General features: G+C 58.0%; 32 protein-coding genes. 19 read left to right on the plus strand and 13 right to left on the minus strand.

Features of this window, described 5'->3' with window-relative positions; translation table 11 throughout:
* The first annotated feature begins 1 nt into the window (after position 1).
* The 6 genes from AC2T3R_RS12390 (at position 2) to AC2T3R_RS12415 (ending at position 4,310) form a co-directional block, all read left to right on the plus strand.
* Positions 2-484 carry a hypothetical protein gene (locus tag AC2T3R_RS12390; protein ID WP_486745206.1) on the plus strand — a complete coding sequence of 161 codons (483 nt, stop codon included), beginning with the start codon at positions 2-4 and terminating at the stop codon, positions 482-484.
* A 42-nt stretch (positions 485-526) separates the two neighbouring features.
* Entirely contained in the window at positions 527-2,299 is a 1,773-nt protein-coding gene (locus AC2T3R_RS12395) for an SGNH/GDSL hydrolase family protein (protein ID WP_486745207.1), read from the plus strand.
* Between the two features lie 14 nt (positions 2,300-2,313).
* Positions 2,314-3,069 carry a hypothetical protein gene (locus AC2T3R_RS12400; RefSeq protein ID WP_486745208.1) on the plus strand — a complete coding sequence of 252 codons (756 nt, stop codon included), beginning with the start codon at positions 2,314-2,316 and terminating at the stop codon, positions 3,067-3,069.
* Positions 3,070-3,166: 97 nt separating this feature from the next.
* Positions 3,167-3,613, plus strand: coding sequence for a structural protein P5 (locus AC2T3R_RS12405; RefSeq protein ID WP_486745209.1), 447 nt, complete (start codon positions 3,167-3,169; stop codon positions 3,611-3,613).
* A complete protein-coding gene (locus AC2T3R_RS12410; protein WP_486745210.1) occupies positions 3,610-3,972 on the plus strand; it encodes a hypothetical protein in 363 nt (120 codons plus the stop codon). Before AC2T3R_RS12405 ends, AC2T3R_RS12410 begins: the two co-directional genes overlap by 4 nt.
* A gap of 104 nt (positions 3,973-4,076) precedes the next feature.
* A complete protein-coding gene (locus AC2T3R_RS12415) occupies positions 4,077-4,310 on the plus strand; it encodes a hypothetical protein (protein ID WP_486745211.1) in 234 nt (77 codons plus the stop codon).
* A 1-nt stretch (position 4,311) separates the two neighbouring features.
* Here the strand turns inward: AC2T3R_RS12415 and AC2T3R_RS12420 are convergent, their stop codons facing one another.
* The gene (locus tag AC2T3R_RS12420; protein ID WP_486745212.1) at positions 4,312-4,650 is read right to left on the minus strand and encodes a hypothetical protein; all 339 of its coding nucleotides are present in this window, start codon (positions 4,648-4,650) and stop codon (positions 4,312-4,314) included.
* A gap of 131 nt (positions 4,651-4,781) precedes the next feature.
* Between AC2T3R_RS12420 and AC2T3R_RS12425 the strand changes: the two genes are divergently transcribed.
* Together AC2T3R_RS12425 and AC2T3R_RS12430 are read left to right on the plus strand one after the other, a co-directional pair.
* The gene (locus AC2T3R_RS12425) at positions 4,782-4,994 is read left to right on the plus strand and encodes a hypothetical protein (protein WP_486745283.1); all 213 of its coding nucleotides are present in this window, start codon (positions 4,782-4,784) and stop codon (positions 4,992-4,994) included.
* Positions 4,995-5,018: 24 nt separating this feature from the next.
* The gene (locus AC2T3R_RS12430) at positions 5,019-5,225 is read left to right on the plus strand and encodes a hypothetical protein (RefSeq protein WP_486745213.1); all 207 of its coding nucleotides are present in this window, start codon (positions 5,019-5,021) and stop codon (positions 5,223-5,225) included.
* Here the strand turns inward: AC2T3R_RS12430 and AC2T3R_RS12435 are convergent.
* Positions 5,188-5,907 carry an SOS response-associated peptidase family protein gene (locus tag AC2T3R_RS12435; RefSeq protein ID WP_486745284.1) on the minus strand — a complete coding sequence of 240 codons (720 nt, stop codon included), beginning with the start codon at positions 5,905-5,907 and terminating at the stop codon, positions 5,188-5,190. The two genes, AC2T3R_RS12430 and AC2T3R_RS12435, sit on opposite strands and share 38 nt — an antisense overlap.
* Positions 5,908-6,009: 102 nt before the next feature.
* On the opposite strand from AC2T3R_RS12435, the gene AC2T3R_RS12440 reads away from it, so the two are divergent.
* From AC2T3R_RS12440 to AC2T3R_RS12460, 5 genes are all read left to right on the plus strand, one after another.
* Positions 6,010-6,438: a LexA family protein gene (locus AC2T3R_RS12440; protein ID WP_486745214.1), complete on the plus strand. Its 429-nt coding sequence runs from the start codon at positions 6,010-6,012 to the stop codon at positions 6,436-6,438.
* Positions 6,428-7,702 carry a Y-family DNA polymerase gene (locus AC2T3R_RS12445; protein WP_486745285.1) on the plus strand — a complete coding sequence of 425 codons (1,275 nt, stop codon included), beginning with the start codon at positions 6,428-6,430 and terminating at the stop codon, positions 7,700-7,702. The genes AC2T3R_RS12440 and AC2T3R_RS12445 overlap by 11 nt, the downstream gene beginning before the upstream one ends.
* Complete coding sequence (locus AC2T3R_RS12450; protein ID WP_486745215.1) at positions 7,696-7,905, plus strand: hypothetical protein; 210 nt, start codon at positions 7,696-7,698, stop codon at positions 7,903-7,905. The genes AC2T3R_RS12445 and AC2T3R_RS12450 overlap by 7 nt, the downstream gene beginning before the upstream one ends.
* A gap of 180 nt (positions 7,906-8,085) precedes the next feature.
* Positions 8,086-8,739 carry an HNH endonuclease gene (locus AC2T3R_RS12455; RefSeq protein ID WP_486745216.1) on the plus strand — a complete coding sequence of 218 codons (654 nt, stop codon included), beginning with the start codon at positions 8,086-8,088 and terminating at the stop codon, positions 8,737-8,739.
* A gap of 22 nt (positions 8,740-8,761) precedes the next feature.
* Positions 8,762-9,424, plus strand: coding sequence for a hypothetical protein (locus AC2T3R_RS12460; protein ID WP_486745217.1), 663 nt, complete (start codon positions 8,762-8,764; stop codon positions 9,422-9,424).
* Positions 9,425-9,815: 391 nt separating this feature from the next.
* Here AC2T3R_RS12460 and AC2T3R_RS12465 read toward each other — a convergent pair whose 3' ends face one another.
* Together AC2T3R_RS12465 and AC2T3R_RS12470 are read right to left on the minus strand one after the other, a co-directional pair.
* On the minus strand, positions 9,816-10,556 hold the full coding sequence (locus AC2T3R_RS12465; RefSeq protein ID WP_339549059.1) for a FliH/SctL family protein: 741 nt from the start codon (positions 10,554-10,556) through the stop codon (positions 9,816-9,818).
* 218 nt (positions 10,557-10,774) lie between these two features.
* On the minus strand, positions 10,775-11,227 hold the full coding sequence (locus AC2T3R_RS12470) for a hypothetical protein (protein WP_486745218.1): 453 nt from the start codon (positions 11,225-11,227) through the stop codon (positions 10,775-10,777).
* Positions 11,228-11,287: 60 nt separating this feature from the next.
* Here AC2T3R_RS12470 and AC2T3R_RS12475 point away from each other — a divergent pair, with 60 nt between their 5' ends.
* A complete protein-coding gene (locus tag AC2T3R_RS12475; RefSeq protein WP_225935663.1) occupies positions 11,288-11,491 on the plus strand; it encodes a hypothetical protein in 204 nt (67 codons plus the stop codon).
* Between the two features lie 46 nt (positions 11,492-11,537).
* Here AC2T3R_RS12475 and AC2T3R_RS12480 read toward each other — a convergent pair whose 3' ends face one another.
* The 5 genes from AC2T3R_RS12480 to AC2T3R_RS12500 all read right to left on the minus strand — a co-directional run bounded on the left by AC2T3R_RS12480 (position 11,538) and on the right by AC2T3R_RS12500 (position 15,492).
* Positions 11,538-12,386 carry a hypothetical protein gene (locus AC2T3R_RS12480; RefSeq protein WP_486745219.1) on the minus strand — a complete coding sequence of 283 codons (849 nt, stop codon included), beginning with the start codon at positions 12,384-12,386 and terminating at the stop codon, positions 11,538-11,540.
* Positions 12,387-13,070: 684 nt separating this feature from the next.
* Entirely contained in the window at positions 13,071-13,385 is a 315-nt protein-coding gene (locus AC2T3R_RS12485) for a hypothetical protein (RefSeq protein ID WP_486745220.1), read from the minus strand.
* Positions 13,386-13,755: 370 nt separating this feature from the next.
* The gene (locus AC2T3R_RS12490; RefSeq protein ID WP_252824343.1) at positions 13,756-14,205 is read right to left on the minus strand and encodes a carboxymuconolactone decarboxylase family protein; all 450 of its coding nucleotides are present in this window, start codon (positions 14,203-14,205) and stop codon (positions 13,756-13,758) included.
* A gap of 110 nt (positions 14,206-14,315) precedes the next feature.
* Complete coding sequence (locus AC2T3R_RS12495; protein ID WP_486745221.1) at positions 14,316-14,981, minus strand: FMN-dependent NADH-azoreductase; 666 nt, start codon at positions 14,979-14,981, stop codon at positions 14,316-14,318.
* A gap of 28 nt (positions 14,982-15,009) precedes the next feature.
* Positions 15,010-15,492 (minus strand): GNAT family N-acetyltransferase, encoded by a 483-nt coding sequence (locus tag AC2T3R_RS12500; RefSeq protein WP_108190605.1) that lies wholly within the window; start codon positions 15,490-15,492, stop codon positions 15,010-15,012.
* Between the two features lie 89 nt (positions 15,493-15,581).
* Here AC2T3R_RS12500 and pdxR point away from each other — a divergent pair, with 89 nt between their 5' ends.
* Positions 15,582-17,018 carry a MocR-like pyridoxine biosynthesis transcription factor PdxR gene (gene pdxR, locus AC2T3R_RS12505; RefSeq protein WP_486745222.1) on the plus strand — a complete coding sequence of 479 codons (1,437 nt, stop codon included), beginning with the start codon at positions 15,582-15,584 and terminating at the stop codon, positions 17,016-17,018.
* Here pdxR and AC2T3R_RS12510 read toward each other — a convergent pair.
* Positions 17,011-17,490, minus strand: a complete 480-nt coding sequence (locus tag AC2T3R_RS12510) for a carboxymuconolactone decarboxylase family protein (RefSeq protein WP_252824338.1) — start codon at positions 17,488-17,490, stop codon at positions 17,011-17,013. The two genes, pdxR and AC2T3R_RS12510, sit on opposite strands and share 8 nt — an antisense overlap.
* Positions 17,491-18,456: 966 nt before the next feature.
* Between AC2T3R_RS12510 and AC2T3R_RS12515 the strand changes: the two genes are divergently transcribed.
* Positions 18,457-18,786: a hypothetical protein gene (locus tag AC2T3R_RS12515; RefSeq protein WP_410953112.1), complete on the plus strand. Its 330-nt coding sequence runs from the start codon at positions 18,457-18,459 to the stop codon at positions 18,784-18,786.
* Positions 18,787-18,917: 131 nt separating this feature from the next.
* Here AC2T3R_RS12515 and AC2T3R_RS12520 read toward each other — a convergent pair whose 3' ends face one another.
* Entirely contained in the window at positions 18,918-19,583 is a 666-nt protein-coding gene (locus AC2T3R_RS12520) for an SOS response-associated peptidase (RefSeq protein ID WP_100413722.1), read from the minus strand.
* A 130-nt stretch (positions 19,584-19,713) separates the two neighbouring features.
* Positions 19,714-21,081 carry a response regulator c-di-GMP phosphodiesterase, NosR family gene (nosR, locus tag AC2T3R_RS12525; protein WP_486745223.1) on the minus strand — a complete coding sequence of 456 codons (1,368 nt, stop codon included), beginning with the start codon at positions 21,079-21,081 and terminating at the stop codon, positions 19,714-19,716.
* Positions 21,082-21,252: 171 nt separating this feature from the next.
* On the opposite strand from nosR, the gene AC2T3R_RS12530 reads away from it, so the two are divergent.
* Positions 21,253-22,179 carry a cytochrome-c peroxidase gene (locus AC2T3R_RS12530; protein WP_486745286.1) on the plus strand — a complete coding sequence of 309 codons (927 nt, stop codon included), beginning with the start codon at positions 21,253-21,255 and terminating at the stop codon, positions 22,177-22,179.
* Positions 22,176-23,987: a DAHL domain-containing protein gene (locus tag AC2T3R_RS12535; protein ID WP_410953110.1), complete on the plus strand. Its 1,812-nt coding sequence runs from the start codon at positions 22,176-22,178 to the stop codon at positions 23,985-23,987. The genes AC2T3R_RS12530 and AC2T3R_RS12535 overlap by 4 nt, the downstream gene beginning before the upstream one ends.
* A 73-nt stretch (positions 23,988-24,060) precedes the next feature.
* Here AC2T3R_RS12535 and AC2T3R_RS12540 read toward each other — a convergent pair whose 3' ends face one another.
* Positions 24,061-24,318, minus strand: a complete 258-nt coding sequence (locus AC2T3R_RS12540; protein ID WP_207834883.1) for a hypothetical protein — start codon at positions 24,316-24,318, stop codon at positions 24,061-24,063.
* A 756-nt stretch (positions 24,319-25,074) separates the two neighbouring features.
* Here AC2T3R_RS12540 and AC2T3R_RS12545 point away from each other — a divergent pair.
* Positions 25,075-25,419, plus strand: a complete 345-nt coding sequence (locus AC2T3R_RS12545; RefSeq protein ID WP_207834881.1) for a hypothetical protein — start codon at positions 25,075-25,077, stop codon at positions 25,417-25,419.
* Positions 25,420-25,535 lie beyond the last annotated feature (116 nt).

A 25,535-nucleotide genomic window follows, 5' to 3' on the forward strand; every position in this document is an offset into this window, starting at 1 on the left:
GATGCTGACCTTTCCGGATGATCTCCCGCTGCCAGTGGGGGATGGGTACGGCTTCAAGCCCGTCAGCCCGATAGTCAGGACGACGATGTCGAGTGGTCGGGCCATGCAACGGCGGCGGTTCGGCAGCGTCCCTACGCTGCTACCCGTCAGCTGGTTGCTCTCGACCGCAGAGGCCAAGCTGTTTGAGGGGTGGTGCAAGTGGGGGATCGGGTGGTCCGACTGGTTTCTCTGCCCGCTTCGGACGCCGCTGGGGCTGAAGCCGCATCGCGCCAGGTTCACCGACATCTACACCGGTCCCGAGTTTGTGAGCGATGACTTGTGGCGCTACACGGCCACGCTTGAGCTCTTCGAACTGCCAATCATTGACGAAGCCGAGTTCACCTCGCTGCTTGCCGGCATGCCAATCGCGGTAATGACGGCCCAGCTGCGAGACCTGCTGGAACGCTGGTACACCCGATCATGGCCCGGCGCACTGGCCACCTAATTCCCTGCCCACTTCGGTGGGCTTTTTTCGCTTGGAGTAAACATGAGCGGAGCAGAAGATCTCGCACGCTTGACGCAAACGATCGACACGACCGACGAGCTGCTACTGTCGCCGGAAATCAAGATGGTCGAGGTTTCCCCCGGGGTATTTCGCCCGACAAATGCCATGGTGATGGCCAACCTGTCGACCTTGCTTGGCGGGGCGATGCCGTACACGTCTGTCGCGCTTGGTCTGGAAGGAACCACTGACGGCACTAACTTCAGCGTGCTGTCCACCGTTCAGGATGAGTACGTCAACGTCTACCGAAATGTTGATGGATCGGCAGTATTTGTCGACAGCTATCCGAGCTCAGACGCGCTTAAGAGCATGACCCAGTTGGTTCAGTCTCAGTCTGTCGTTGCCCCGGAGACGCGGATTCTGGACGTGGTCGATGACGAGGGCGGGGGTAGCCACCTCTCGCTGACCAGCAAACGGCTCTCGACCACGGCTTTCGAGATCAACAACGAAGGCGCTCCGACCAGCATCGTGACGGATGATGGAAGCGTGATCCTGTACGTCGACGACAACCGGGTCATTGTTGGCGGGGAATTTGAAGGCGAGCGCACCGACATGCCGGGTACGTTCTCCACTGATGCCGAGGGCGGTGTTCTTCCGCAACCAGGTGCACAAGAACAGGTTGCGCGTATCCCGCCTTTCAGCCTGGGTCTGATGTTTTCGCCGCTGATCGTGACCTCGGACCTCTACGACCAGAAGCTCTACGCCCAGAACATGCTGCCGCGCCGGCAGGACGCTCCTGCGGTAGAGGCGAGCGTGGCCAGCACCACCACGGCGGCGAGTGAAAAGGGGGAAGTGCTGACGATCAACGGCCAGCAGTATGGTTCTGGCGCAGTACTGAATTTGCGCGACCTCGAGTCCCCCAGCACCCGGCGCTTCATGCCCCTTACGCTGAAGAACGTCCCAGTGCAGACGGTACCTCTGAGCCTGAAGATACTGATCATCGGCGACTCGATCTGCAACCGGCAGGGCGGCTACTACCTCAAGCAGTTCCTGCAGGCCCTCGGCCTGACGCCGCAGTTCATCGGCACCATGAAGGGGTCGGCGGTGGCCAGCAACGCCGGGGACATCTCTGGCGAACTTGGCGAGGCCCGTGAGGGCTGGGAGACCGGCGACTACACGAACGCCATTACCGATCGCGCGATCATCCTGCCGCCTGGGCAAGAGGATGCATACAAGGAAATGTCCAAAACAGACCAGCGCGACCGCAACCCGTTTGCGCGTGCTGCAACTGGCAGTGACCCATCATCTATCGTCCGGAATGGCTATGTGTTCGACCCGGCGTTCTATCAGTCGAGATTCGGCCTGGCAACGCCTGACATCGTGCTACAGGGCTTGGGCACCAACGATGTTCGGGACCGTACCGCCGCAACGATCTACAGCCATGTCCTCAGCAACGACACGATCATGCATGACCAGATCCGGGCGGCCTGGCCAAACGCGAAGATCATCCGGTTTGTACCTGGCACCGCCGTCAGTGCGGACAGGAACGCGCTTTGGACCAGCCATTACCTGCCGCTGATCCGAGCCATGCAGAAGTCGATCGCTGATCGGGCTGATGCGAAAACCCTGCTGGCGCCGCTCTGGGCGCTGACAAACCCCGATGTGGGTTACTCGTTCTCGACTGCCGGGGCCGCCGCCGAGGATGGCTTCTATACCGTCGACTGGTCGGACCCTGTCCACCCGTGGCAGGCCTCCCGTATCGCGACTTTCCAAGCGCTGGCGCCCTACATCGCTGCCGCTGCACTCAATCTGATCTGAATCGAGGAACATTTATGGGTATCAAGTTGATCGCCAAGGACACCGTTGCACCGTGGAATTCGAAGGTGATCCCACCGGTCACCCGCGGCCTGGAGGGATGGTTCACCTTCGACACCGATGCCAGCCGCTTCTCCAGGAACCGTGCCATCAATAAGCCCGACGCCGAGGTCGTCGGTGCGCCGGTGGCATTCGCCACTCATGGCCGCTTCAAGGGGCTGGTTAACTTCCTGAAGACGCAGATCCCAGATAGCGTCGAAATGACCATCCTGGTGATTGGCAAGGCGGTGAGCCCGCCACCTACGGCCCCGGGCGGCGGGCCGGATTCACCTTTCTATGCTGGCGGATTCACAGGCAACTCGGTTGATCCGACTGTGCCGGGGGCTGGCTATGGCGTATCGCTTTTCCACGGGGCTGGCGACTCCGTTACTGGCAACGCCGGTCGTCTCGGTGGCACTGGAGCTCCTACCTCCGGTGCTGCAAACCTTGGCAGTGATGTGCCTACCAGCTGGGGCCTACGTGCAGTCCGCGCGAGCGCAAGCCTCACCCAAGCCTTCAACCTGACGCGCAACGCAAGCGCGGCGAGCACGGCCACCACCAGGCGCATTCTGAGCGACTCGGTGATCCGTATCGGCGGCGCCTCTTCGACCTTCGGGGGCGAAGTGGATATTTCCGCAGTCGCTATTTACTCGGTGGCGCTGACCGACGCCGAGATGGCGCTGGTTGCTGAAGCAATGCGCAAGCGAACGACCCGCCTGGGCATCTCTGTGTAACCAGAGCCGCAGGACTACCGACCGCCTTGAGCGGTTTTTTTGTGCCTGAAATTCATGCAGCCCGCCATGTGCGGGCTTTCTTTCCTCTGGAGAAACCATGTCCACACCGCGCGGCGTTCGCAATAACAACCCGGGCAATATTGATTTCAACCCCCGTAACGCGTGGCAGGGCCAGCTTGGCTTGGAGGTGGGCGTGGCCAGCCCGCGCTTCGCCCGCTTTGATCAAGCCGAGAACGGCATCCGGGCCTTGGCCAAGCTACTGCTCAACTACCGCGGTAAGGACGGCATACTCGGCGTGGGCCGCCCTGGTATCGATACCCCCCTGGAGTTCATCAGCCGATGGGCGCCGGCCAGTGAGAACAACACCTTGGCCTATGCCCAGGCCATCGCGAAGCGCCTCGGCGTGGGCGTTCGCGATTCGATCGACATCTCCAAGCCGCAGGTGCTGCGTGAAGCTGTGGTGGGCGTCATCGTCCACGAGAACGGCGGCAACCCCTACAAGGCCGAGGTGATCGATGAGGGCATTCGGCGGGCGCTCGCATGAGCACCTGGTTGCTTCGGGTCTCTGGTGCCGGCCTGCTGGTCTTGCTCGGCATCGCCGTGGGGGGGGGGGCCACCACCAGCCACTTCCGGCCGGCTCTCGACGCAGAGCAGGGCCGGGTGGCGGCGTGCACCGCGGCGCGCGACAACCTCGCAGGCCTGGCTCAGGAACAGGGCAAGGCCCTAGGCGACCTTACCCTGGCGGCGAAGGCTCGCCAAGCCGGCGCTGAGCAGGCGGTGGGTCAGGCCAAGGCCAGCGCGGATATTGACTATGCCGCGGCGAACCGCCTGCAGCAGGAGCGAACCGGTGGCGACCAGTGCGCGGCTGCCACTTCGATCATCGATAAGGAGCTTGGTCTATGAGGCTGGTGCTGAACCCGCACACCTGTGGGAGCGGAATGGGCATTTATCAGTCTGCAAGCCACATAATACGTGGTCTCGCCTGTGGGAACGGGCTAGTGCTGGCCATGGGCCTAGCCGGGTGCGCCGGCAAGGTCGAGCCACAGATCCAGTACGTGCGTGTGGAGGTGCCAGTGCAAGTGCCGTGTCGGGCACCGGAGGTCGCGGTACCGCAGTGGACTGCTGCCGGCCTGCGCAAGACCGACAGCCTGGAGGTGAAGGTTCGGGCGCTGCTGGCCGAGCGTAGGCAGCGAATCGGATATGAGAAGCAACTCGTTGCTGCTGCAGAGGCCTGTCGGTGACTTAGTACTCTACTTCAAGGGTCATTTTGCCATTGCTGCCAACCTTGGCGGATACGTTCACGCCCTCAATGGGAACGCTAAGATTCGCGCCGGCTTCTTGACTAAGGGTCACTTTAACTCGCTTCGCGCCGTTCTCTTTGCCCGCCTTTATGATGTCCACTGCTGCTTGAGCCTGTGTCTCTATAGAGTTGGTTTTAGTCATGCCTTTTGCGATTCGCATGCTCGCATTAGCAATGGCAAAAAGTGGATTGGACAAAAGAATGGCCGTACCAAGATTTTTCGCAACAGACCTTGCTTGCTCTATGCCTTCGTTGGTTGTCAGGTCAAATGACTCTTTCATGGGCAGGCCTCCTGGCTATGTGCCATCAGAATTCTTGAGAATTTACACGATTCCCTAGGCAAGGCAATCTTTCCCGGCAGCGGCCTTCGAGGCGCTTTATGATGATCACATCCAAGGAAAAGGGCATGGCAATGGACAAGCGCACTTTCATGGGAATGGTTGAGGCCGGCGAGCCGCTGATCCAGCAGGCCATCGACGCCATGCGGGAATATCACCAGGCCGAGGACCGTAACGCTCCGCCCGAAGAGACCGAGCGCCTACGCCTATTGGCGGATTCGCTATACCAAGCGGTTATCGATTACCAGTTAATCCAAGCAGGGCGGACACCAGCTACCATTCAGTGATGGCCTCCTCAGGATGGAACCCCGATGAAGTGTAAGCCGCAGATTCTTTACCCTAGCCATCCCATGTACACCGACGCCGTGGACGCCATGAAGCGTTATCACGAGGCCCAGTCTTCGGGTGAGCCGGCGGAAGAGGTGGAGCGTCTGCGGCTGATTGCCGAATCGCAGTTCCAGGCGGTAACCGACTACCAGCTCAGAGCTCTAGGTCGCCCTGGCGGTTCTGTTCACTGACAGGTTCAATCAGTTCGGTGCGCTGGTTCCTAACATTCCCCACCGCCTTGCCAACTGGAAACCATCGGAAGTCCTGTGCCGGTCGGCATCCAACCTCGACAATGGCTTCCAAGCGCTCGCCTGATGTGGCTGGATCCAGCCATTCCCTTGCGGTTTCAGGCGAGAGCACCAAGGGCTTTCTGTCGTGGATGTCGACCAGGCCTTGATCAGCAGCGGCTGTGATGACGACAAATCCATCCCGCTCATCTGGCTCCAGATCCTGGTGTACTTCTGCGAGCGCGGCAAAAAATAGCGGTCCGCCATCGGCGCTCGTGATGTAGTAGGGCTGCTTTCGCTTCGGGTCTGCAGGATCCGGAACCCATTCAAACCAGCCATTTGCCGGCGCCAAAGCTCTCCCGTTCGGCCACAGAGCCTTGAAGAACTTTCCCATCACCACCGTCTCGGCCCGAGCATTGATCGGGTCCGGGCGTTTCCCCTTCGCCCAGAAAGGCGACCATCCCCACTTGACCCTATCCACACTCAGTCCCTCGTCTACTCTGCGGATCACCTCGACCCGGGTCGAAGGCGCCACATTGAAACGACTGATGGGTTCATGGTCGTACCCATTGATTACCACCAGATCCAGCGATAGCTGGCGCAGGTAGTGATCCATCGACTCATGGATCGAGTATCGTCCGCACATATTTCCCCTCTCGCCCGTCAGAATTTTCATCGCCCAGGATTGACCGAGCAGCCGATGCCGGATTTACTGTATATGCATACAGTTTGCTTCGGACCTTCCACCATGACCATCACTTTCTTGGGTACGCCAACCGGCGGTACCGAACCGCTTCCGCTGTATTCGTTTCGCGTGCCGGCCGGATTCCCGTCACCTGCTGCGGACCACCTGGAAGGCCATATTTCCCTTGATGAGTTATTCGACCTCCGCGCGCCCCATGTGTATCTAGTGAAAGTCGAAGGCGACAGCATGCAAGGGGCAGGCATCTATTCCGGGGATATCGTCATCGTCGATCGCGGCCGCGAGGCTGAACACGGCGATGTAGTGATCGCCGCGGTTAACAGCGAGCCAGTTTGCAAGCGTCTGCATCGTCGCGACGGCGTCGTTATCCTGAAATCAGAGAATCCAGCGTACCCGCCGCGGTACATCATGGAAGGCGATGAGCTCGTCGTTTGGGGTGTTGTCCGTTACAGCGTTCGCGACCATGCGCAGTGACCAGGTATTCGCGCTGATCGACTGCAACTCGTTCTATGCGAGCTGCGAGCGCGTGTTTCGGCCCGACCTGGCCAAGACCCCGATCGTCGTGTTGAGCAACAACGACGGGTGCGTGATCGCCAGGTCGTACGACGCCAAGCCTTTCGTGAAAATGGGCGAGCCGTTCTTCCAGGCGAAGGACAAGCTGCGCCGACACGGCATCATGGCCTTCAGCAGTAACTATGCGCTCTACGGCGATATGAGCGAGCGTGTCATGACGCTGATCGAATCGATGGTGCCGGCAACAGAGGTCTACAGCATCGACGAGTGTTTCGCTGACCTTTCCGGCATTCAGGAAAATCTGACCCAGTTCGGGCGAAAGCTGCGGTCTAGGATTCTCCAGTGCACCGGAATCCCCGTGGGTGTCGGCATTGCCGGCACCAAGACACTTGCGAAGCTAGCCAATCACACCGCCAAACGGCTGCAGGCACAAACCGGCGGTGTGGTGGACATCACCGATCCGTTCAAGCGCGACTGGGTGCTACGGAATACCGAAGTGAAAGAGGTGTGGGGCGTAGGCCGGCGAATGACTGCCCACCTTGAAGCGATGGGCATTCATACGGCGATGGATCTGGCCAAGGCTGATGCCAGGACGTTGCGGCAGAAATTAAGTGTGGTGGTGGAGAAAACTGCCCGCGAACTGGCTGGCACGCCATGCCTGGAGCTGGACGAGGCTGAACCCCCGAAGCAGGAAATCTGCTGCAGTCGGATGTTCGGCAAGCGGCTGACCGAGTTGGCGCCGATCAAGCAGGCGGTGGCCACTTATGTAGGCCGCGCAGCGGAAAAACTCCGGGCCCAAGGATCGGTTTGCAAACGCATGCGCGTGAGTATCCGCACCGGGATGTTTAACCCGGATGAGGCGCACCACGCTCAAGGGGCATTGGTAGAGCTGCCGTACCCCACCAGCGACACGCTGCTGATGACCAGGCTGGCGACCGACGCGGTTGGCCGGATCTTCAGGCCAGGGTTTCGGTACAGCAAGGCAGAGGTGCTTTTGATGGATCTGCGGCAACCAGGTGAATTCTCAGAGGATTTGTTCGCGCTCAAACAGTCGGTGGCATGTGACCGGCTGATGCAGGTGATGGATGGCATCAACGAGCGCTGGGGGAGGGGGACAGTGCGGGCCGCCAGCGTGCCGGCGACACCGGACTGGAGTATGAGGAGGGATATGATGAGTCAATCCTATACGACACGGATCGACCAGCTATGGACGGTCAAATGTTAAGCCTGCCGTCCGCCTGGCTGGCCGAGCTGAATGACCAGCCTGCCTTGTTGACCGATCCTGATGGCAGGGCCGCGGTGCTTGCCGAGCTCGCGATTTCTGCGCACCGACGCAGGGACGTTGACGCAGACCAGTTGGCTGAAATGTTGGAGTTCACCGAGGCGGCCAGGCTGTGGGCGCTGATCGAGCATGAGGAGGTCGCTTGAGCCGCCTTGTGTGAACTATGGATTTCCGAGTGGTGCAAGCGTCTTAATTGAACTCATCGTCTACGAAATCTCCGGCAGCTCGTATAGTCTTGGCCTAAACCTCATCCAGATCGCAACGCTACCGGTGCAAAGCCGAGTCGAAAGCGGATCTCAAATTCACTGGCCCAGGAAAAATGTTGAGTGTTCAAAGACCAGGTCATCGCACGGTTTCATCAAGAGTTCGGAAACCCAGACCGAATCACCTTGAAAGTCACCGCCTTCAATGTATCGGGGCTTGGAGTCGTTATTCAGACCGACCAACCTAATCGCGAAGATGCCGCGTTTGTTTGGCTACCTTACCCTCCAGACGGTCAACAAGTACCGGAAATTGCCTTGGAGTACGCGAGCGACTCAGGACGGCATAGTGGTACCCATGCTTCCGCGGGCCTGGAAAAGGGGCAGCCTGCGCTCAAGTTGATCCTAAGATCTGACGCTGAGCTGACTGATGTTGTGGCTTATATCAAGGCTTTTGCGGCCAAGGCCGCATTGCCTTCAGTGATCGCTGCACCTCGGCTCGCCATCTCAAGCGAGAAGAGCGCCGAATGCGCGCTTATCCCCGTTGACACAAAAATGATGCCGGCACCTAAGCCTCTTGTTCCGCGCAGGGAGGCGATTCCCAGAGTCGTGCAACGTGAAGTCTGGCAGCGAGACGGTGGAGCTTGCGTACAGTGTGGGTCTCGAAAATTGTTGTGTTTTGACCATATCGTCCCTTTCTCCCTGGGTGGCAGTAACACCGTCAGAAATCTGCAATTACTCTGTGAACCCTGCAACCTGTCTAAGGGCAACCGGATCTAGATAATCTATAGGAGATGATTGGATGGACGTGGCACATCATCGAGCTTTGGAGGGGGAGGTGTTTGAAAGGGTTCGCTCTCGCTCACCCCTGGCCGGAAAACAGATCATCAATGTTGGCTCGTTTAGCGTCCTGTTCGAAGGCGAAACATCAGCTTCGGTGTATCGATTATCTTCCGACAATGCTACGCATAACTTCGCAGCGAAGGCGGAAAAGCTCGGTCTAGCAGGCGTAGTTCGGCTATTGGCGGACTACGGCGCGATCGCTCTTTATAAAAACGACGACCACTTCCCTGACTATCTATGGTTGGCTCATCTCGAGCATCTGGATAGCCTAAAAAATTACCCCGATCAGCAAGCAGCCGTCGCCCGTCTCCTGCTACATCTGACCGATAGTGACGACGGAGACCTGTTGACCACGCCTGAAGACAAACATGCACTTTTAGCAAAGCTGGACGATGCCCCTATCGAGTTATGCACGCGACAAGCCGTCGAAGCCATGCAACGTCTGCTCCCTGAGTATATTCTGGAAACAGACGTCGACGTGGATCTTGGAGCCAGCAATTTCATGGTCCGTTCAGCGACAGGTGACATAGTATTAAGCGATCCAGCTAGCGGGCTATCCAATATATCCGAAGAGCGGCGTAGGCGCTTGTTGGCGGACGGGATTGTGATTGAAGTCCAGTAATGAGTGAATCGCCCCGGCTTTGTAGATGCTCGATGTCCGCTTCTGGCCGAATTCGGCCCCTGGCAAGCGGCCGCTCTGGGTCGAAATCGGTAACTTGCGACTGGCAGCTTTCGACCCATTGCGGACATTCAACAGAGGCTACAATACAGCACCAAATCACCAACAACTGCCTGCCCTACTGTTCGTCTTCCTCAATAAAGCTCGAAATCGCATCAAGGTGTTGTATTGGGAGCGTCGACAGCCAGTCTCTGCCTAGCGTTCGTGCGCCAGTCGCCATGAAGGCGAGAGCTGTAAATTCTCCACGCCGCGGCACGGCGTGATAGAAGGCACGTGTCAGGCGCCCGAAGACCCTCGATAAGTGCTGCCCCTGCCTGAGGGCCTAAAGCATTGGTTAGGGGCCGTCAGCATCCTGCCCCGGGGCGACGGAATGCTGCATCCTTAAAATGAATCGCTGGGTTTCGGGCAATAGTTTCTGGAACACCTCGTCCAGTTCCGGGGCAATCTGGATATCCCCGCCTCGTAAACCCTGGGCAACCTGATCCTGGTAACGCTCAACAAAACGCTGCCGGATGTGCAGTGCCTCGGGGGTATCGTTGGCGACAAGTTCTTCAAGAACCCCTTGCACTGCCTGCATGAACACCAAGCTGCGCTTGTACTGCTGGTCTCGAAGCCTGGATTGCTCGAGCGCTGCTGCATAATGCTCATCCATGACCTCAACCCTTGCCTGCAACAGGTCATTGGTGCTCTGCAAGGCCTCAAACGCTTTTGACATTCCAGTCGTCTGTCCGCCCTCGGCGCGCCCGCCCGCTTTCGCGACTTGGGAGAGTTGTTGGTACATCAGGTCAATCATTGTCTCCTGGCGCTCTACAACGGCCCTGAGCTGCACTGCCTCCTCGAAATACTGCCGTAGATGCCCCCTCAGCGGCTCCAATTTTTCATTGGCGCACGCCGCTCCCGCATCCCAGCCTTGCGAGTAGCCGTGGGAATGCCCTTCATCGAAGCCCTCCTTGCGCCCTTCTCGCTGCCCCTGGCTGCGCCCGACATGCAAGTTGGAGATCGCATGGTCCAGCGACCCGGTATAACCGCCATCCAGGCCGCCACCGCGCCTGCCCGCACCCCAGTTGTGATCCATCTGCCACCTCCTTTGATCCACCTGTCGTTAGCATGCCCACCGGCGAAGTCTGGCACAGGGTGGCGGATGAATGTCAGCGTCGTACAGCGCTCGGAATCGGGCAACATTGGTGTGGGTAGCCTTGGGCTGGCCATGTCCTTGTTGCTGCCAGTACCATCAAAGTGCACCGTGACGTGCAATGAATCATTCATGCCATTTCCCTATGAACATACGTCGGATCAGTCCGCATTCAACTTTAGAATGTGATCACGTATTGCAAACCCGGCCTGGTCGATGAGTGGTTCCCAGAACTCACGCCCCCTGGTCATGAGTGGCGATCCTCGCAAAGCGTCCGCCGAGGCATGCAGTGCAAGCACTCCGAACTCTTCAGCCATGCTGGTGACGCTGCGCTTACGCCTGTCCAGGTTGTCATACGGTTTCTGATACCACGTCGCGATCTGGAACTCGACACCCTGCTCTTCGAACTTGGCGTACAGATGAGAGACCAGTGAAATCATGGTTTCGTGAATCAGGCCAGGGTCAACGCCCTGTGTTTCCAGGAAAGCCTGGGTAGCAATCTGGGCAACCGCAGACAGATCTTCGTGGGTATAGCCAGACATCGGCGGAAAAACGCCATCCGGCAATTCCATCTCGGCACGTAAGTCGTGGCAGGTATTTTCATCATCTTGCATGAAGGGCTCCAGAGCAGTTCAGCTCATGAAAATGAGTGCCGACAAAGTGCAGTTGAACACATGCAGCCCTTGCTGGGCGAGTGTGGCCAGGCTTACCCAGCGCTCGTAACGTCGGTCGAGGGCTCCATCCTGGCTCGCGAGTTTGCCCACGAACGTGCCGCACAGCAGGCTGACGTCAGCCAAGACTGGCTGAACGCTGCCGATATACCTACCACAGGGATCATCGAGTCAGCCGCAGACGACATCTGGAACATGAACCCCTAGCCAAAAATGCAGGCACAAAACCGACACAAGCAGGTGAATTCACGCGCTATCGCGAAGCAGTCTTGAACTGCCGGGTGCTGTCCTTGCACCCCATGGATGCAACCGTGAACAACACCTCATACCGCGTGTATGCACTGGCATAAATGCTCGATGGCCTAGGCCCCTTGTCCACGGTCTTGCTGTATGCAAGCACCGCATCGCACGCGATAGCATCCACGACCTGGTTGCTGACACTAGCCGCACGCTGGCGCATCCCCAGCTCGAACTGCGCATCATCCAGAACAACCGGCGTACGCGCTGGCGTGGTCGCCAATGCAGCGTAAGTCCCTTGGGTTTCCCCCAGCAAACGTACGGCAATCGTGATACCGCCACCGTTCTCGATCCGCGGATACCCGGCAAACCGCGCAGTGAACTTATCCGTAGCCGCCAACTGGCTTACCGTACGACCCACCACTTTGGCCCAGTATTCATTTGGCGGATTGGACGGCTCATAAGCTGGCGCCCCTCGATCATAGGGCTTGCCCGCCATCCTGAGCTGCTCCTGGCGCAAGAAGTAGCTGGAGCGGCATTTATTACTAATCTGCTCCTCCAGCGGCCGACCAGACTTTGCGCTGTAAAGCAAAGCGGATGCGCATTGCAGCTCGAACTGCCCATTGAGGTACAGTGGCTCACCGGTCCCCAGCGGGCTTATAGTGGGGATAAGGTTGACCGCCCCCCCACCTGCACCACCCGCAAGCCCGGTGACAAGGGCATTAGGCATCATCGAGGTCAGCGAATTGACAGCCTCGTCCGAAAAGCGAATCTTGGTGGTCCCGTCCGGCATCTGCTCGGTGGTTACACAGCCCGCCATTCCCGCAGTCGCCAGCAGGAGCAGGATGAGTTTGTACTTGGTCATGCTTGTGTCCTTACTTTAAAAATCGAACCAATTTATCAACCCCACCTGCCTTCAAGGTGAGGTCTTAGTTTACCGTGGCATTACTGGCTTACAGTTCCACGGCAACAACGCTTCGAAGTCCTGATAGGGGTCGATGATGTACAGGACATGACAGGTGATCATGAAATCGTTCCTTGATTTGGGATCGCTATTTTAGGGGGGGCCAACGACGGGTCAAGAGCAATGACAATCGCTCACGTGCGGATGTGATTCTTGAGTCGCTCTTGGTTTGGTACCTCGAATGGCTGCAAAGGGTCGATAGTGGACTGTGGGAGGAGGGGGGAAGTGACTATGGCGGCCGGATCGTGGTTGGCAGAGCACCTGGGTGGGGGGGCTGAAGCTGTCGAAAAAAACTGCTCGAAAGCTTCTCGACTTTACTGGGCCAAAATCGATGAAACTGGGCGAACTGTATTAGACCGGGGCGATGCACAGGCCGCTTGTGGCGCGGCCTGAGGCTCGAATCTCACGCTACTGCTGCAGTACCAGAGTCCTCAACCAATAAGGGGGATTTGCTCGCTCAGGAAGCGCCAAGCTGCGAATGTGAAGCACGCCATTCCCAGAACAAAACACAGAAGGCCCAGCAGCCCGGTTCCCCAAATGCCACAGTCCCATTTTTTTGAAAGCTCCGGCTCGTTCGGATCGGGTCTACCCTGTTTCCATTCTTCCAACTGCCGCGACACGACTTCTCCGAACAGATAGTCCCGTCCAAGAAGCAGGGTAAGAGACATGCCGAAAAAAAATGATGGCTCCTGTAAGGAACACCCATGCGAGCTGGACTGGCAATATAGTGGAGGGCGGCAGATCAACCTTCGCGGAGAAGAAGCTCGCACAGACCGCAAGCGCACCACCGCTCAGCAGCAGTGTTTTCAGCAAGTCTTGGCCTCTGGCAACAACGGCGGCCTGCGACACGTTATGCTGCTGAATGTGATTGTTGAGTTCCGTTGTGTCTTCCTGGCTCATAGCGAGAAAATCCATGGTTTGTCGATGGCATTCTAGCAGGGCGGATGAGCCCAAAATCGGTTCCAAAACTGAAACGGCGACGCTTGCGGTATGCGGCCTGTAGCCGTGCCGTTTCGTGTTTGTTTTGGAATCGATTTCCCAGGCTATGCCGCACGGATTGGACACTTGTACCACGGTCTTGAAAACCGCTGAGCAGAACCTACACCTGGACCGCACCTGTGAGGCGGCTTGATCGGTCTCTACGAACGACTGCTTTCGACCCATAGCGGTCGTTCGGAAAGGGCAGCAATTGGCCTGAAGCAGACGGTCCGCGATAGGAGCGAGGTGCCGTTTCCGAAGTATTACCTCTCCAGGCCGAGTCACTAGGCCATCAAGCCCTAGCCGCAGGTTTGAGTCGGAAGCTGACGCCCATACGGTTGAACGCATTCATTGCGGCAATGGCCGCTGTCAGGTCAACAAGATCCTTTTCTGCAAAGATCGCCGATGCGGCTGCATAAGCTTCGTCGGATACCTGTGTCTCGCTTACGCTGGTAACTTCTTCCGCCCAAGCCAGTGCTGAGCGCTCCTGATCCGAGAACAAATATTGCGCTTCATGCCATACCGGCACTAACAGCACCTTGTCCACTGACATACCTGCTTTGATCAGATCGCGTGAGTGAAGATCAATGCAATGAGCGCAGCCGTTGATTTGAGACACCCTGAGAAACACGAGGTGGATCAACGAGGCTGGCAAATTTGTCGCGGTGGTCACGAAATGATGCAGACCGCCGAGGGCCTTAGCTGCACCAGGCGAAGCTTCAAACCAATTGAGACGATTCATGATTTTTTTCCTTTGTATGAGCGATGAAGAGCGTGGCCGCTTGTTCGCATACGGCCCAGTTGAGATACAAACCTAAGCGCTTGGAGTAGATGTCGGCCTTGAAGCGGACTTTAGACTTGACCTACTCGACAGCTATGCCTACCAAAGAACGCCTGCACATCACCGTACCCTATTGCCCTTCCAGTACTCAGTGACTCCCCCCCCTTGGCGGTACCCTCAACGGTGAAATAATGCACCTGAGTGAGACCAATGGTGGCGAGGACGGCGGACAGGTGGGGGCGCAGAAAGTCCGGTTGACGGGCCTGCGGGCCGCTGATGTAGCCCCCGCTAGCGATTGCGACATAAACCGGACGATCCGTCAGCTTTCCGACTTTGCCTTTGGCGGTGCCAACAAAGGTTTTGCCCACGCGTACCACGTGGTCGATCCACATCTTGAGTGGGGCGGGCACGCTGTAGTTGTGCATCGGCGTGGCAATCAGCAATACGTCGCATGCTTGCAGTTGGTCGATCAATTCGTTGGAACGGCTCAACGTACTGTCCCGCCCGCTTACCATGACTATGCGCTGATTGGCTAATGCCTGGGCGTAAGGCGCATCGACGGGTGCCAAGGCGTTGAGATCTAGATCGGTCAACTGGATACCCCTTCTGCCGGCCTCGGTGGCCAAGCCAAACAGGATCTGCTGGGACAGCTTCAGACTTTCCGAATGGTTTGCGTTGGGGCTGGCGACCAGGCGAAGAACGCGTAAAGGAGCAAGTAGCGGTCGGGACGATGTCATGATGTTTGCCTCCTTGGATGTGTGCGGGTTATGGCGTATCGAACTGTTTTTGAAAGCGCATTGCCCCAGTCAGCAGGCCTTCACGGAAGTAGAAACGTTGCGCTCGGGCGTTGGCCAAACCTGTGTCGAGCACCAGGCGCGCACAGCCGCTGGCGCGGGCTAGTCGCTCCAAGGCTTGCAACAAGCGCGTCCCCCACTGGCCACCCCGATGAGCCTCGGCGGTGACAAGGTCATCGACATACAGGAATGCGCCGTAGACCAGGTTTTCCTGTAGGCGGTAACCAGCCAATGCCACAAGGACGCCTGAGTCATACGCGCCAATGAGGTGATAGCCTTCAACACGCATACGCTCGATGCGGCTGGTGAAGTCGGCTTCACTGGTCAGATGAGGGCGCAATTGCTGCATTACCGGGAATGCGCCGCACAGGTCATGGATGTTGTCTAGGGGACGCAGGGCCGTGTCGGCCAGGTCGAGCACGCTGGGTATGAAGTTGGTCAACGTAGATGTCATGGGATTGGCCTCATTCGTAAGTGATGGCGCTATATTGGACTACCATTGACCCACTTGATTGAGCCAAGAAATGGGATACGAACTAGTCCATGATGACTTCGCCAACACCGCCTTTCGCCCACTTGGAAGAGCAGTCCGCGCTGCCTCTGTATCGCCAACTCTACGACCGCGTGCTGGCCGCCATTGCCGCCGGCACGTTGTCCGCCGGTGACCGCTTGCCGTCGGCGCGCGCCATGGCCAAGGAGCTGGGTGTGGCCCGTGGGACCGTCGAACTGGCCTATTCACTGCTAGTCAGCGAGGGCTACCTCCTTGCGCTCGGGCAGAAAGGCACCGTGATCAATCCTGAACTGCAGAAGCCCGGGTTGGCGGCCAGCACAGCACCCGTCAGCAGCCGGGTGATCGAAGACTCCCCTGATTCGCTCTGGCGTCCACCGCAGCTGTTGCCATTCCAGATGGGGGTGCCGGCGCTGGATGCTTTTCCGCGCAAGATATGGGCGCGTCTGGGTGCCCGGTATCTACGCGGTATGCGTCTGGGAGATCTGGACTATCCGGCCCCCCACGGCCTGCCAGCGTTGCGCAGCGCCATCGCCTCGTATCTTCAGGTATCCCGAGGCATCGATTGCGGTGCCCACCAGGTGTTTATCACCAGCGGTTGGCGCAATAGCCTGTCCTTAGTCGCACATACCCTGTTGCAGCCAGGCGAGTGTGCCTGGGTGGAAGACCCGGGCTATCCCACTACGCGCCAGGTGCTTCGCCAGTTCGGCCTGGAGCTGGAAGCGGTGCCGGTTGATGCCGATGGTATGAATGTAGAACACGCCATCGCGGGTTCTCGGGCTGCTCAGGTCGCCATGGTGACACCTGGGCATCAGAGCCCGCTGTCGATGGCACTGTCGCTGCCACGCCGGCAACTGCTACTCGATTGGGCTGCCCGCACCGGTGGCTGGATTGTCGAGGACGATTACGACGGCGAGTACCGCTACGTCAGCCGTCCACTTCCAGCGCTGGCCAGCTTGGATCGCCATGGGCGCGTGCTGTATGCCGGCACCTTCAGCAAGGTGCTGTTTCCCGGTATTCGCCTGGCTTATCTGGTGGTGCCGCAGGCGCAGGTGGCAGCGTTCGAGCGCGTCGGCCGGGCCTTGTTTGCTGCCGGGTCACCGTCAATTACCCAGGCTTTGGTGGCGGAGTTCGTTGCCGAGGGACACTTCGCTCGGCATATCCAACGCATGCGCCGCCTATACAACGAGCGACGGGCATTGACCATCGAAGCACTGGCGCGGAGCTTACCGAAGGGTATGCAGGTGGAACGCTCGCCAGGCGGCATGCACCTGGTACTCCGTTTGCCGGAGGACGTAAGTGACACCGCCCTGGCCGAGCAGGTGCTGGCAAGGGGCATGTCGGTACAAGCGTTGTCGCGCTGGGCTGCCTCATCGCAGCGTCAGTCAGGTCTGCTCCTGAGTTTTACCAACTGCGCCACGACTGCTCCAGGCGAGCAGCTTGGCGCGTTGATCAGCAAGTTACTCAGTTGAGGTTGGCCTTGTTCAGGCCGAACAGTTCATCGGACGAGCCCGGGATCGCCTGGAAAGCCACATTGAGGCGGTTCCAGCCATTGATCGCGACGATCAGGAATGACAAATCCGACAGCTCCTGCTCGGAAAACTGCTCACGCGCACTCGCATACAGGCTGTTGGAGATACCATGAGGCGGCAGTTGGGTCAGGGCTTCAGTCCACTCCAGCGCCGCCCGCTCTACTGGCGAAAACAGCTGTGACTCACGCCAGACGGCCACGTGGTGAAGACGCAGCTCGCGCTCGCCATGGATCTTGGCCTCTTTCACATGCATATCCACGCAGAACGCACAGCCGTTGAGCTGCGAAGCGCGCAACATGATCAGGTGGGCAAGATCGGCCAGTAGCGGCTTCTTGCTCAGTTGCAGGGTCAACTCCACCAGTTTGTTGGACGCTTGGGGAGACAGCTTGAAGTAATCAAGGCGGTTGTTCATGGGCAGGTACTCACAGTGGGTTAGTGTCCGTTGGAGCCCACTCTAGCCACGCTTGGACTAGCCACACAGAGCCAAGATGGTGATTTCGAACTAGACCATGCCTGTAGCGAAGTGCGCCATGATGATCCCGTCGAGCAGTAGAGTCGGAGAGGCGCTACAGGCCTCTTGCTGGTCTTTCGCGGACGGCAGCTTTGGGTCGAAAGCGGACAGTCAGCTACAGTTACTAGGTGATACCAATTTTGATACCACTGATGGGGGAAGGAGGGGAGACGGAGGGCGTTTCGCCCAATAAAATCAACCTTTTAGCACCGCCAAACACCACTTTAATACTGCATGGTGATGTTGGCGGTGGAGATCAAGAGACTTACCTATCAATAACTTACGTGACTTCTTCGCAGCGTCGGACCCATTCTGGACCAATCGGGAGCTTTTCCAGCTCCTGCCAGTCGTTGGACGAGTTAATCCAGCGCGCATGAGTCGATAAGAGCATCTGCACGCTATGCCCGAGCTGATGGGCGATGAATGCGGGGTTGAGACCAGACATTGAGCACATTGTCGCATAGGTGCGACGGCAGTTATACGGGGGCGGTATCTGATCCCCGGACCCTTGACGATCGGGCGCTACTGATGGTGCTGGTTTTACGTGCTCACCGTTCTTACCGGGCGGGATGACCAATGGCGATTCGGCGAAATGCGCTTTGCCTTGAGCACGCCGTTTGGCGCGCGGTCCACTCAATCGTCATGGATGCTCCAGGCGTTGGCCTCATCGGGGAGGCGTCATTGGTTGAAAGGGGGTGATATGCTTCCTCCGCTTACCAAACAGGGAGATTGGTAATGGGTTTGTTGCGAAGGTTCAGGACGTTTGGCTTACGAATAAAGCCGACTAGATCTCCGACGGCAGCGTTCGTTTACCTGGCGATGTGGATAGCGATCCTGCGATACGGGGACCCATCCGCGTCATTTATCATGTATTCGGTGCCTTTCGGCATTGCTCTGATCGCGCTGGGGCCGCTGGAGCTGCTTCCAGAACAATGGTACAGGCTCAATTTTCTGGCGAATGCCCTGGCCAGCGGTTTCTTCTTTGTCAGCATCATGTTCGCTGGCGTGGCACTGTCTTATGAAATGCCGTTGGAGAATGGCGGAAGAACAACCTTCTGCCTTGGCTTCTGGGCTTTACAGCTGTTTATTCTGCACAAGGCTCAGCCCTGGATAAAGCAGTCACCTTTTCGTCGACTTGGCGAGTATCGCATGGCGTACTCCCCTCCGGAGGCCAGCCAAAGAGCCGAGCGGGATTGACGTTGGTGCTGGGGGAAAGAGCAGTCGCCCGAAAGTGGTGATTGGCCCGTGGTATCTGTCCAAGCTGTTCAAACGGGTTCCGTACAGGTCGATTTCTGATACCAAAGCGCGCGGGAAGGATTTGCCTCCATTCACTGAAGCGGGTTTATCAGCTCGGCACCTTGGTTACGCACATTCCCCACGGCGATACCCACCCGGTACCAGTCGAAGGCTTCGGCCGGCTCACCCAGGTTGAGCACCAGTTGTTCTGCGCGCTCGCTCGGCATTGCTGCCGCGATCCACTCGTACGCCAGTTCTGGCGACAACACGACAGGCCGGCGGTCGTGAACGTCGACCATTCCGCCCTGAGCGTCGGCGGTGATGATGACGAACCCGTCGCGCTCTGTGCCGGTGAACTGGCCGATCGAGGCACAAAGGGCAGGGCGCCCATCCTGGCGGCGGATGTAGTACGGCTGCTTCTTCGGCCCACCTTCATCAACCCATTCGTACCAGCCGTCGATAGGGGTGATGGCCCGGTGCGGCCAGATCGCCCGGAAGAATGGGCCATGCGCCACCTTCTCGACGCGGGCGTTGATCGGCGCAGCGCGATCATTCGCCCAGTGCGGCCGCCATCCCCACTTCACCAGGTCCGCTCGTGGGCCTGCATCATCCATCCGCAGTACTGCCACCGGCGTGGTCGGCGCGATGTTGTACCGGCCAAGCGGCTGGTCGCCGACGTTGTTCCGCCAGGCCTCTGGCAGGCTCAGGGTTTCAACGAAGTCATGTATGCCACGGTACTGGCTGAGCCTTCCGCACATACGCCCTCCTACCGAAACCTGAAGGATAGCCGTTGGCTGGTAGTAGTGCCGGCAGTCATACGGGGACGGCCAGGCACCCCGCTTGCCACGATGCATGACGAACGGATTTCAGCACCTGCCCGCAACGGGGTCAGCCTGCCGTTGCGGGCGATGGCTGCAGGCTGCCTGCCTGCTCGGGAACCCTGACGAACACGCTGTATCTGCCACCTTCCATTTCTTCGAAGGCAATCAGTTTTTTCACCAGCGGACCGCTCAGTACCTTGCCGGCATTCAATAGCAGCATGCCATTGTCGGCATTTAGGTTGCGGGCCAGTATCATTCCCTCTGCCAGTTCGTGCGTGCTCAACACCTTGATCGCCGGGTCGGTCAAGGTAATGTCGCGCATGTACGCGGCACAGACATTGACGAAGTCTTCCACCAGATCTGGGTCATACAGCTTTCCAGCATGCTTGCGTATGTAGAGCAGTGCCTCATCGCTATTGAGCTGGCGATCCAGAACCAGTCCGCGCTGCAATTCGATGAAATCCACAGCCATTTTCAACCAGCGGGCGCCCAGTGGAATTGCCACTCCCTTCAGGTGATCCGGAAAACCGCTGCCATCCCAGCGCTCCTGGTGGTGAAGTATGAGTTGTGCGGCTTCTTTTATTGGCTCCAGGGTCATGACCAGCGCTTCGCTCTGTTTCGGGTACGACCGGTACAGTTCGCGCTCTTGTGGAGGTATGAGATCGGCGGGGCAGGTGAGCATGTTGTCGGTCCAGCTCATCTTGCCGATGTTGTAGAGGGCTGCAGCAATGGTCAGGTTGCGACAGGTACCTTCGTCCAGTCCATGGCTGGTGCAATACACCCGTATCAATTCTATGACTTGCCGGTTGGTCTGCTTGGCCTTGGGCAGACGCATGTTGCCCAACTGCGAAAAGAACTCGGTGGTGGTCACGTAACTGCGCTTGAGTTCTTCATAGGCAAGGTCAAGCATGTCGGCAGTTTGCTGCAGTTCGGCGGTGCGCGCCGCTACACGCTGTTCAAGGCTTTCGTTAAGCGCCTTGAGTTGCGTGATCTGAACCTGAGTCAGCTGTTCCAGGCGCTTTCGCTCGCTTTCCGAATGTTGGTGGGCCAATGCCTGGCGCAAGGTGACCAACAGCTCTTCATCATTCCAGGGTTTGCTGATGTAACGATAGATGTGCCCATCATTGATGGCTTTTGCGATGGTGTCTGTGTCAGCGTACCCCGTAAGCAGAATGCGCAACGTGTCGGGAAAACGCTCATGTACGTGGGCCAACAGTGTTGCCCCGTCCATGTTTGGCATGCGCGCATCACTCATCACCAGATTGATCGGGCGTTGTTGGAGCAGTTGCAGGGCGTCGGCACCGCTTTCGGCAAGGAGGAGTTCGTAGGGTTGGTTGCGAAGTAGACGACGAAGGCTGCTGAGAATCGAGGGCTCGTCGTCAACCAGAAGTATCACCGGCTTGTCTGCTGCGCCATCGGTAACGGGTAGCTCCATGGGTCCCTCCCTGCCGGTCTCGGCCAGACTACTCCCTGGCCACAGCCTAGATGATATTTGCCCCGGCTGTTAGCTTTTGTCGGTTGGCCTCACTATGCTCGGAGACAGGTGCTTCTCGCCAGGGAGGGTTGCGCTGTGCCGATCTGTCTGCAGGTTCGCATCGTTTCCGCGATGCTTGTGGTTTTGCCAGCATTGGCGTTTGCCCAGAGCATCGGTGGGCCGTTGACGCCATTGCCGGCGGTGCCTGAGCTTGACCCTGCCCGGGTGGAGCTGGGACGCAAACTGTTCAATGACCCGCGTTTGTCCCCCGATAACAGCCAGTCCTGTGCTGATTGCCATCGCCTGGACCGTGGTGGCGCGGACGGGCAGGTGCGCTCGCCTGGTGCAGATAGCAAGCCCTTGGCCGTTCACACCCCCAGCGTTTTTAACGCCAGCCTGAACTTCCTGCAGTTCTGGGATGGGCGTGCGCAATCGTTTGACGGCCTGGTGCACCTGGCAACCGGTAGTGCGGACGACAAAGGAGATGGCTGGTCTGCCGTGGTTCAACGAATTGCTGGCGATCCGGCCTACCAGGCTGGTTTTGCCCAAGCCTATGGCAAGCCAGTGACTACCCTCGATGCCAGGGATGCCCTCGTCACGTACCAGCGTACCTTGCTGACACCCGATTCACGCTTCGATCGCTATCTGAAGGGCGATACCAGCAGCCTCAGCCTGGAAGAGAAGCATGGCTATCAGCGCTTCCAGGAATACGGTTGCATAGCCTGCCATCAGGGCGTGAACATCGGCGGCAATATGCTGCAGAAGTTCGGTGTTTTCGATGACTACTTCGCCAACCGTGGCAATGTTGCCGAGGCGGATCGGGGGCACTACAACGTGACCGGTGATCCGGATGACCTCTATCTGTTCAAAGTTCCAAGCCTGCGAAACGTAGCGGTCACTGCCCCTTACTTTCATGATGGTTCGGCGTCTACCCTGGAAGCCGCTGTCGATGCCATGTTTCATTATCAGTTGGGACGTAATCCGAGCGACGATGATAAAGCGCTGATCATCAAGTTTCTGCAGACGCTCACTGGCCAGTGGGAGGGTAAGCCGCTATGAGATTGAACGCGCGGCGCAGTCTTCTGCTGTTGGCTACATGTGCCATGTCGCTGGCGTCGGTGCTGGTCTATTTGTACTGGATGTCCAAATCCGATGAGAATGGTACCTACGCCCAGGCGCGTGATCTGATTCGCCAGATCAAGCAGTACGATGCCCAGTGGGAAGGCGCAGTGCTCAAGTCGCGCACCACTACCAATTACAACTATGACCCGCTGGTGCTGCCGCTGCTGGAAATGAAACGTCTTTGGCGGGAATTCGGCACGCTGGAGGGGCGTCACCCGCAAACAGATATGCTTGCCTGGCAAACGGCCTTTCGCGATTACCAACAAGCCTTCGACGACAAGGTGCTGCTGGTCTCGCGCTTCAAGTCGCACAATGCGATCCTGCGAAACTCCCTGGCTTTTCTCCCGGCTGCAGCGGATGTAATACAGGTGCACCTTCGTCAATTGGTCGATGCCGATACACTGCGCCTGCGCAGAATCACCAGCGATACCTATGACTTGATGCTAAGCAGCCTTGAGTTTGCCCAGACCACAACCGATGAAAAAGCTGCCGACATCCTGGTTGGACTCAACAATCTTTCGGTCAACAAGGAGCGCTTGCCTGTCGACTTTCAGGTGCCCATCGATACCATCAGCAAACACATAGAGTTGATTCTTCGTGAGCAACCCAAGGTCGATCAGCTGCTTGAAGCGATCGAGGCGGTTCCGATCGCCGAGCGCCTGGACGCCATTGCCCTGATGCTGGACCGCGACGAGCAAGCAGCAGCGCTAACGGCTCAGCGATACCATTTCTACCTGCTGGTGTTTTCCACCCTGCTGGTGTTGCTGTTGCTGTACATGGGGATATGGCTAATGCGCAGCTATGCCGAAATTAACCGTGTAAACCGAGCGCTGGTGAGCGCCAACGACGAATTGGAACAGCGGGTTGAACGGCGCACCCAGGCACTCACCCAAGCCAGCGCTGCACTGCAGCGCGAGGTGGATGAACGCCGGCAACTCGAAAACCAGTTGGTCCAGTCGGAAAAGCTCGCCTCGCTCGGTCAGCTGGCAGCCGGCGTCGCCCATGAGGTCAATAACCCGATTGGTTTTGTCTCGTCCAACCTCGGCGCACTGGATGATTATTTCAACCGTTTGCAGGACATGCTCAAGGCATATGCTGACGCGGAAAATACCCTGATTCCGAACGGGCTCAGCGCGGAGCTGGCGAAATTGCGCACGGAAATCGAGCTGGACTACTTGCTGGAGGACATTCCGGCGCTGATCCGCGAATCCAAGGACGGTATCAGCCGCGTTGCGCGGATCGTCAAGGACCTCAAGGACTTTTCACGAGTAGACAGCAGCCATGACTGGCAACTGGCAGACCTGCATCAAGGCATAGAGTCAACATTGAACATTGTTGCCAGCGAACTCAGGCACAAGGCAGACCTTGTCAAGAATTACGGCGCATTGCCGCAGGTCGAGTGCCTGCCTTCGCAGATCAATCAGGTAATCATGAATCTGCTGGTCAATGCCACCCAAGCGATGGGCGCCGAGCGTGGCAGAATTACCCTGCGAACCGGCGCCAGTGACAATTGGGTGTGGATCGAAGTTGCAGACAATGGGTGTGGCATTCCTGCCGAAAGCCTGCAAAAGATCTTCGATCCGTTCTACACGACGAAGCCCATCGGCCAGGGCACCGGGCTGGGATTGTCACTTTCGTACGGAATCATCAAGCGTCATGGTGGCGAGATCCGCGTAGACAGCGAGGTGGGTGTCGGTACGACATTCAAGGTCGAACTGCCCATCCGGCAGGCCAGGTCGGCCTGAACCCGCCCCCGAGGGCACCAGGGAGGGAATGCAAAATGCCGTGCCCCCTGGGACATAAGCGCAAACAAACCCTTTAAGTGTAGTGGTGAGGATAAAGCTTCATGTCGTGTTCCAGCTTTTCGGCATCCGTCACCCGTTTGCGAACCTCGGCATAAAATTGCTGGCTGTGATTCTGGAATCTTTTATAGTTCTGCGCACTTGCTTTCAGGGCTGCCTTCAGCTCGTCTCCGTTCAGGCCTTCAGCTTTTTTTTGGGAAACTACATATTTTTGCCAGCTGTTTTCTACTTGCGAGAGCCCTTGTGCTAGGGCTTGAGTCTCGATTGTCGCCATGGGTGCATCCTCTTCAAGGCCGGTTCTGGCCAGATGGTATGGATCACTAGAGCGACGATGCAGATGCAGGGTACTGAGGCCATCGAAAAAGCGCCCGAACGTGGAGCTTAGCTTGTATGTAGAGCTTTGCGGGACAGTCCAGTGTCAGGATGTTGGAACGGGAATTGCTGCGCCCCTGAGGCATCGATCATGCGGGGTACGCAAAAATGACTCAGAATGACCGCTACTACATGATCTTCGTTGTGGTTGCTGTGCTGGTCCTGGATCTGGCAGCGACGTTTGTGTTTCTGAAGGCCATCGCCTGATCCCCGTTTGTGGGCCCAGTTGCACCCGAAATCGGGGTCTTCGGCAGGGTGACAACCCGGCTCGGGCAAGCCTTGCCCGCTCTCTGTCGGGTTCATGGCCACACGGCACTGCAGGCCCCGAGTCGAGCGCCAGCTGAAATCTCGCGCAAGAAGACCATGCGCTTGCGGCCATGCCTGTGCGAGCCCACTGGAAAACAAGGGAAGCTCGCCCAGGCTGGCCGATCTGGAACATGCCGAGTAACCCACGAACCAGGTTATCTTCGCGGGGAGAGCCCGCCCCTTGAACCGATATAGCAAACAAGCCTAATGCCCGGGTGACATTGAGCAGTAACATGGGCAAACCAAAACAAAAAAAGGGCATGCGGCTTGGCAACACTTTACCAGGTTACTCGATGGGGTAGCAGGAGTGTGTCGCGTGAAGAGCTCAAGGTCGGTAGCAGGCGCAATACTGATGTCTACTTTCGCCACACTGTTCATGGCAGGCTGCGCACATGACCCCGATGTGCGTGAGGGCCATGGGTATGCGTCCGGAGCCACGGAAAGAAGTACGCCGGCGTACCTGGGGTGCGTCAAAAGCGAACTTCCAGGGCGTGTGAAAACCTACCAGGTCGATGGTGACAACTCGGTCAAACTGTTCGTCGATAGCACCGACCCCAACAAGGCGGGTGGCTTGGTCGAGGTGCGGGGCACGGGAGCCCGGCAACAGTTCAGGGCTTATCAACGCGATGCCTGGTACGACCACGGCAGGCTGCTGGACGCCGCGCTGATGTGTTCAAAACCAGTGGCTGGTCTCTGAGCAAAGTGGCCAAACTCAAGTTTGGCCAGGAGACTGCCAATTTTTTGCCTGCGTCCAGTTGAGTGGGTCTGACCGGGAAGTGCCATCCGTTTGCATCCATCAACATGGCCGAAGGT

It is taken from the genome of Pseudomonas sp. PVC-5-1 (assembly GCF_057444345.1).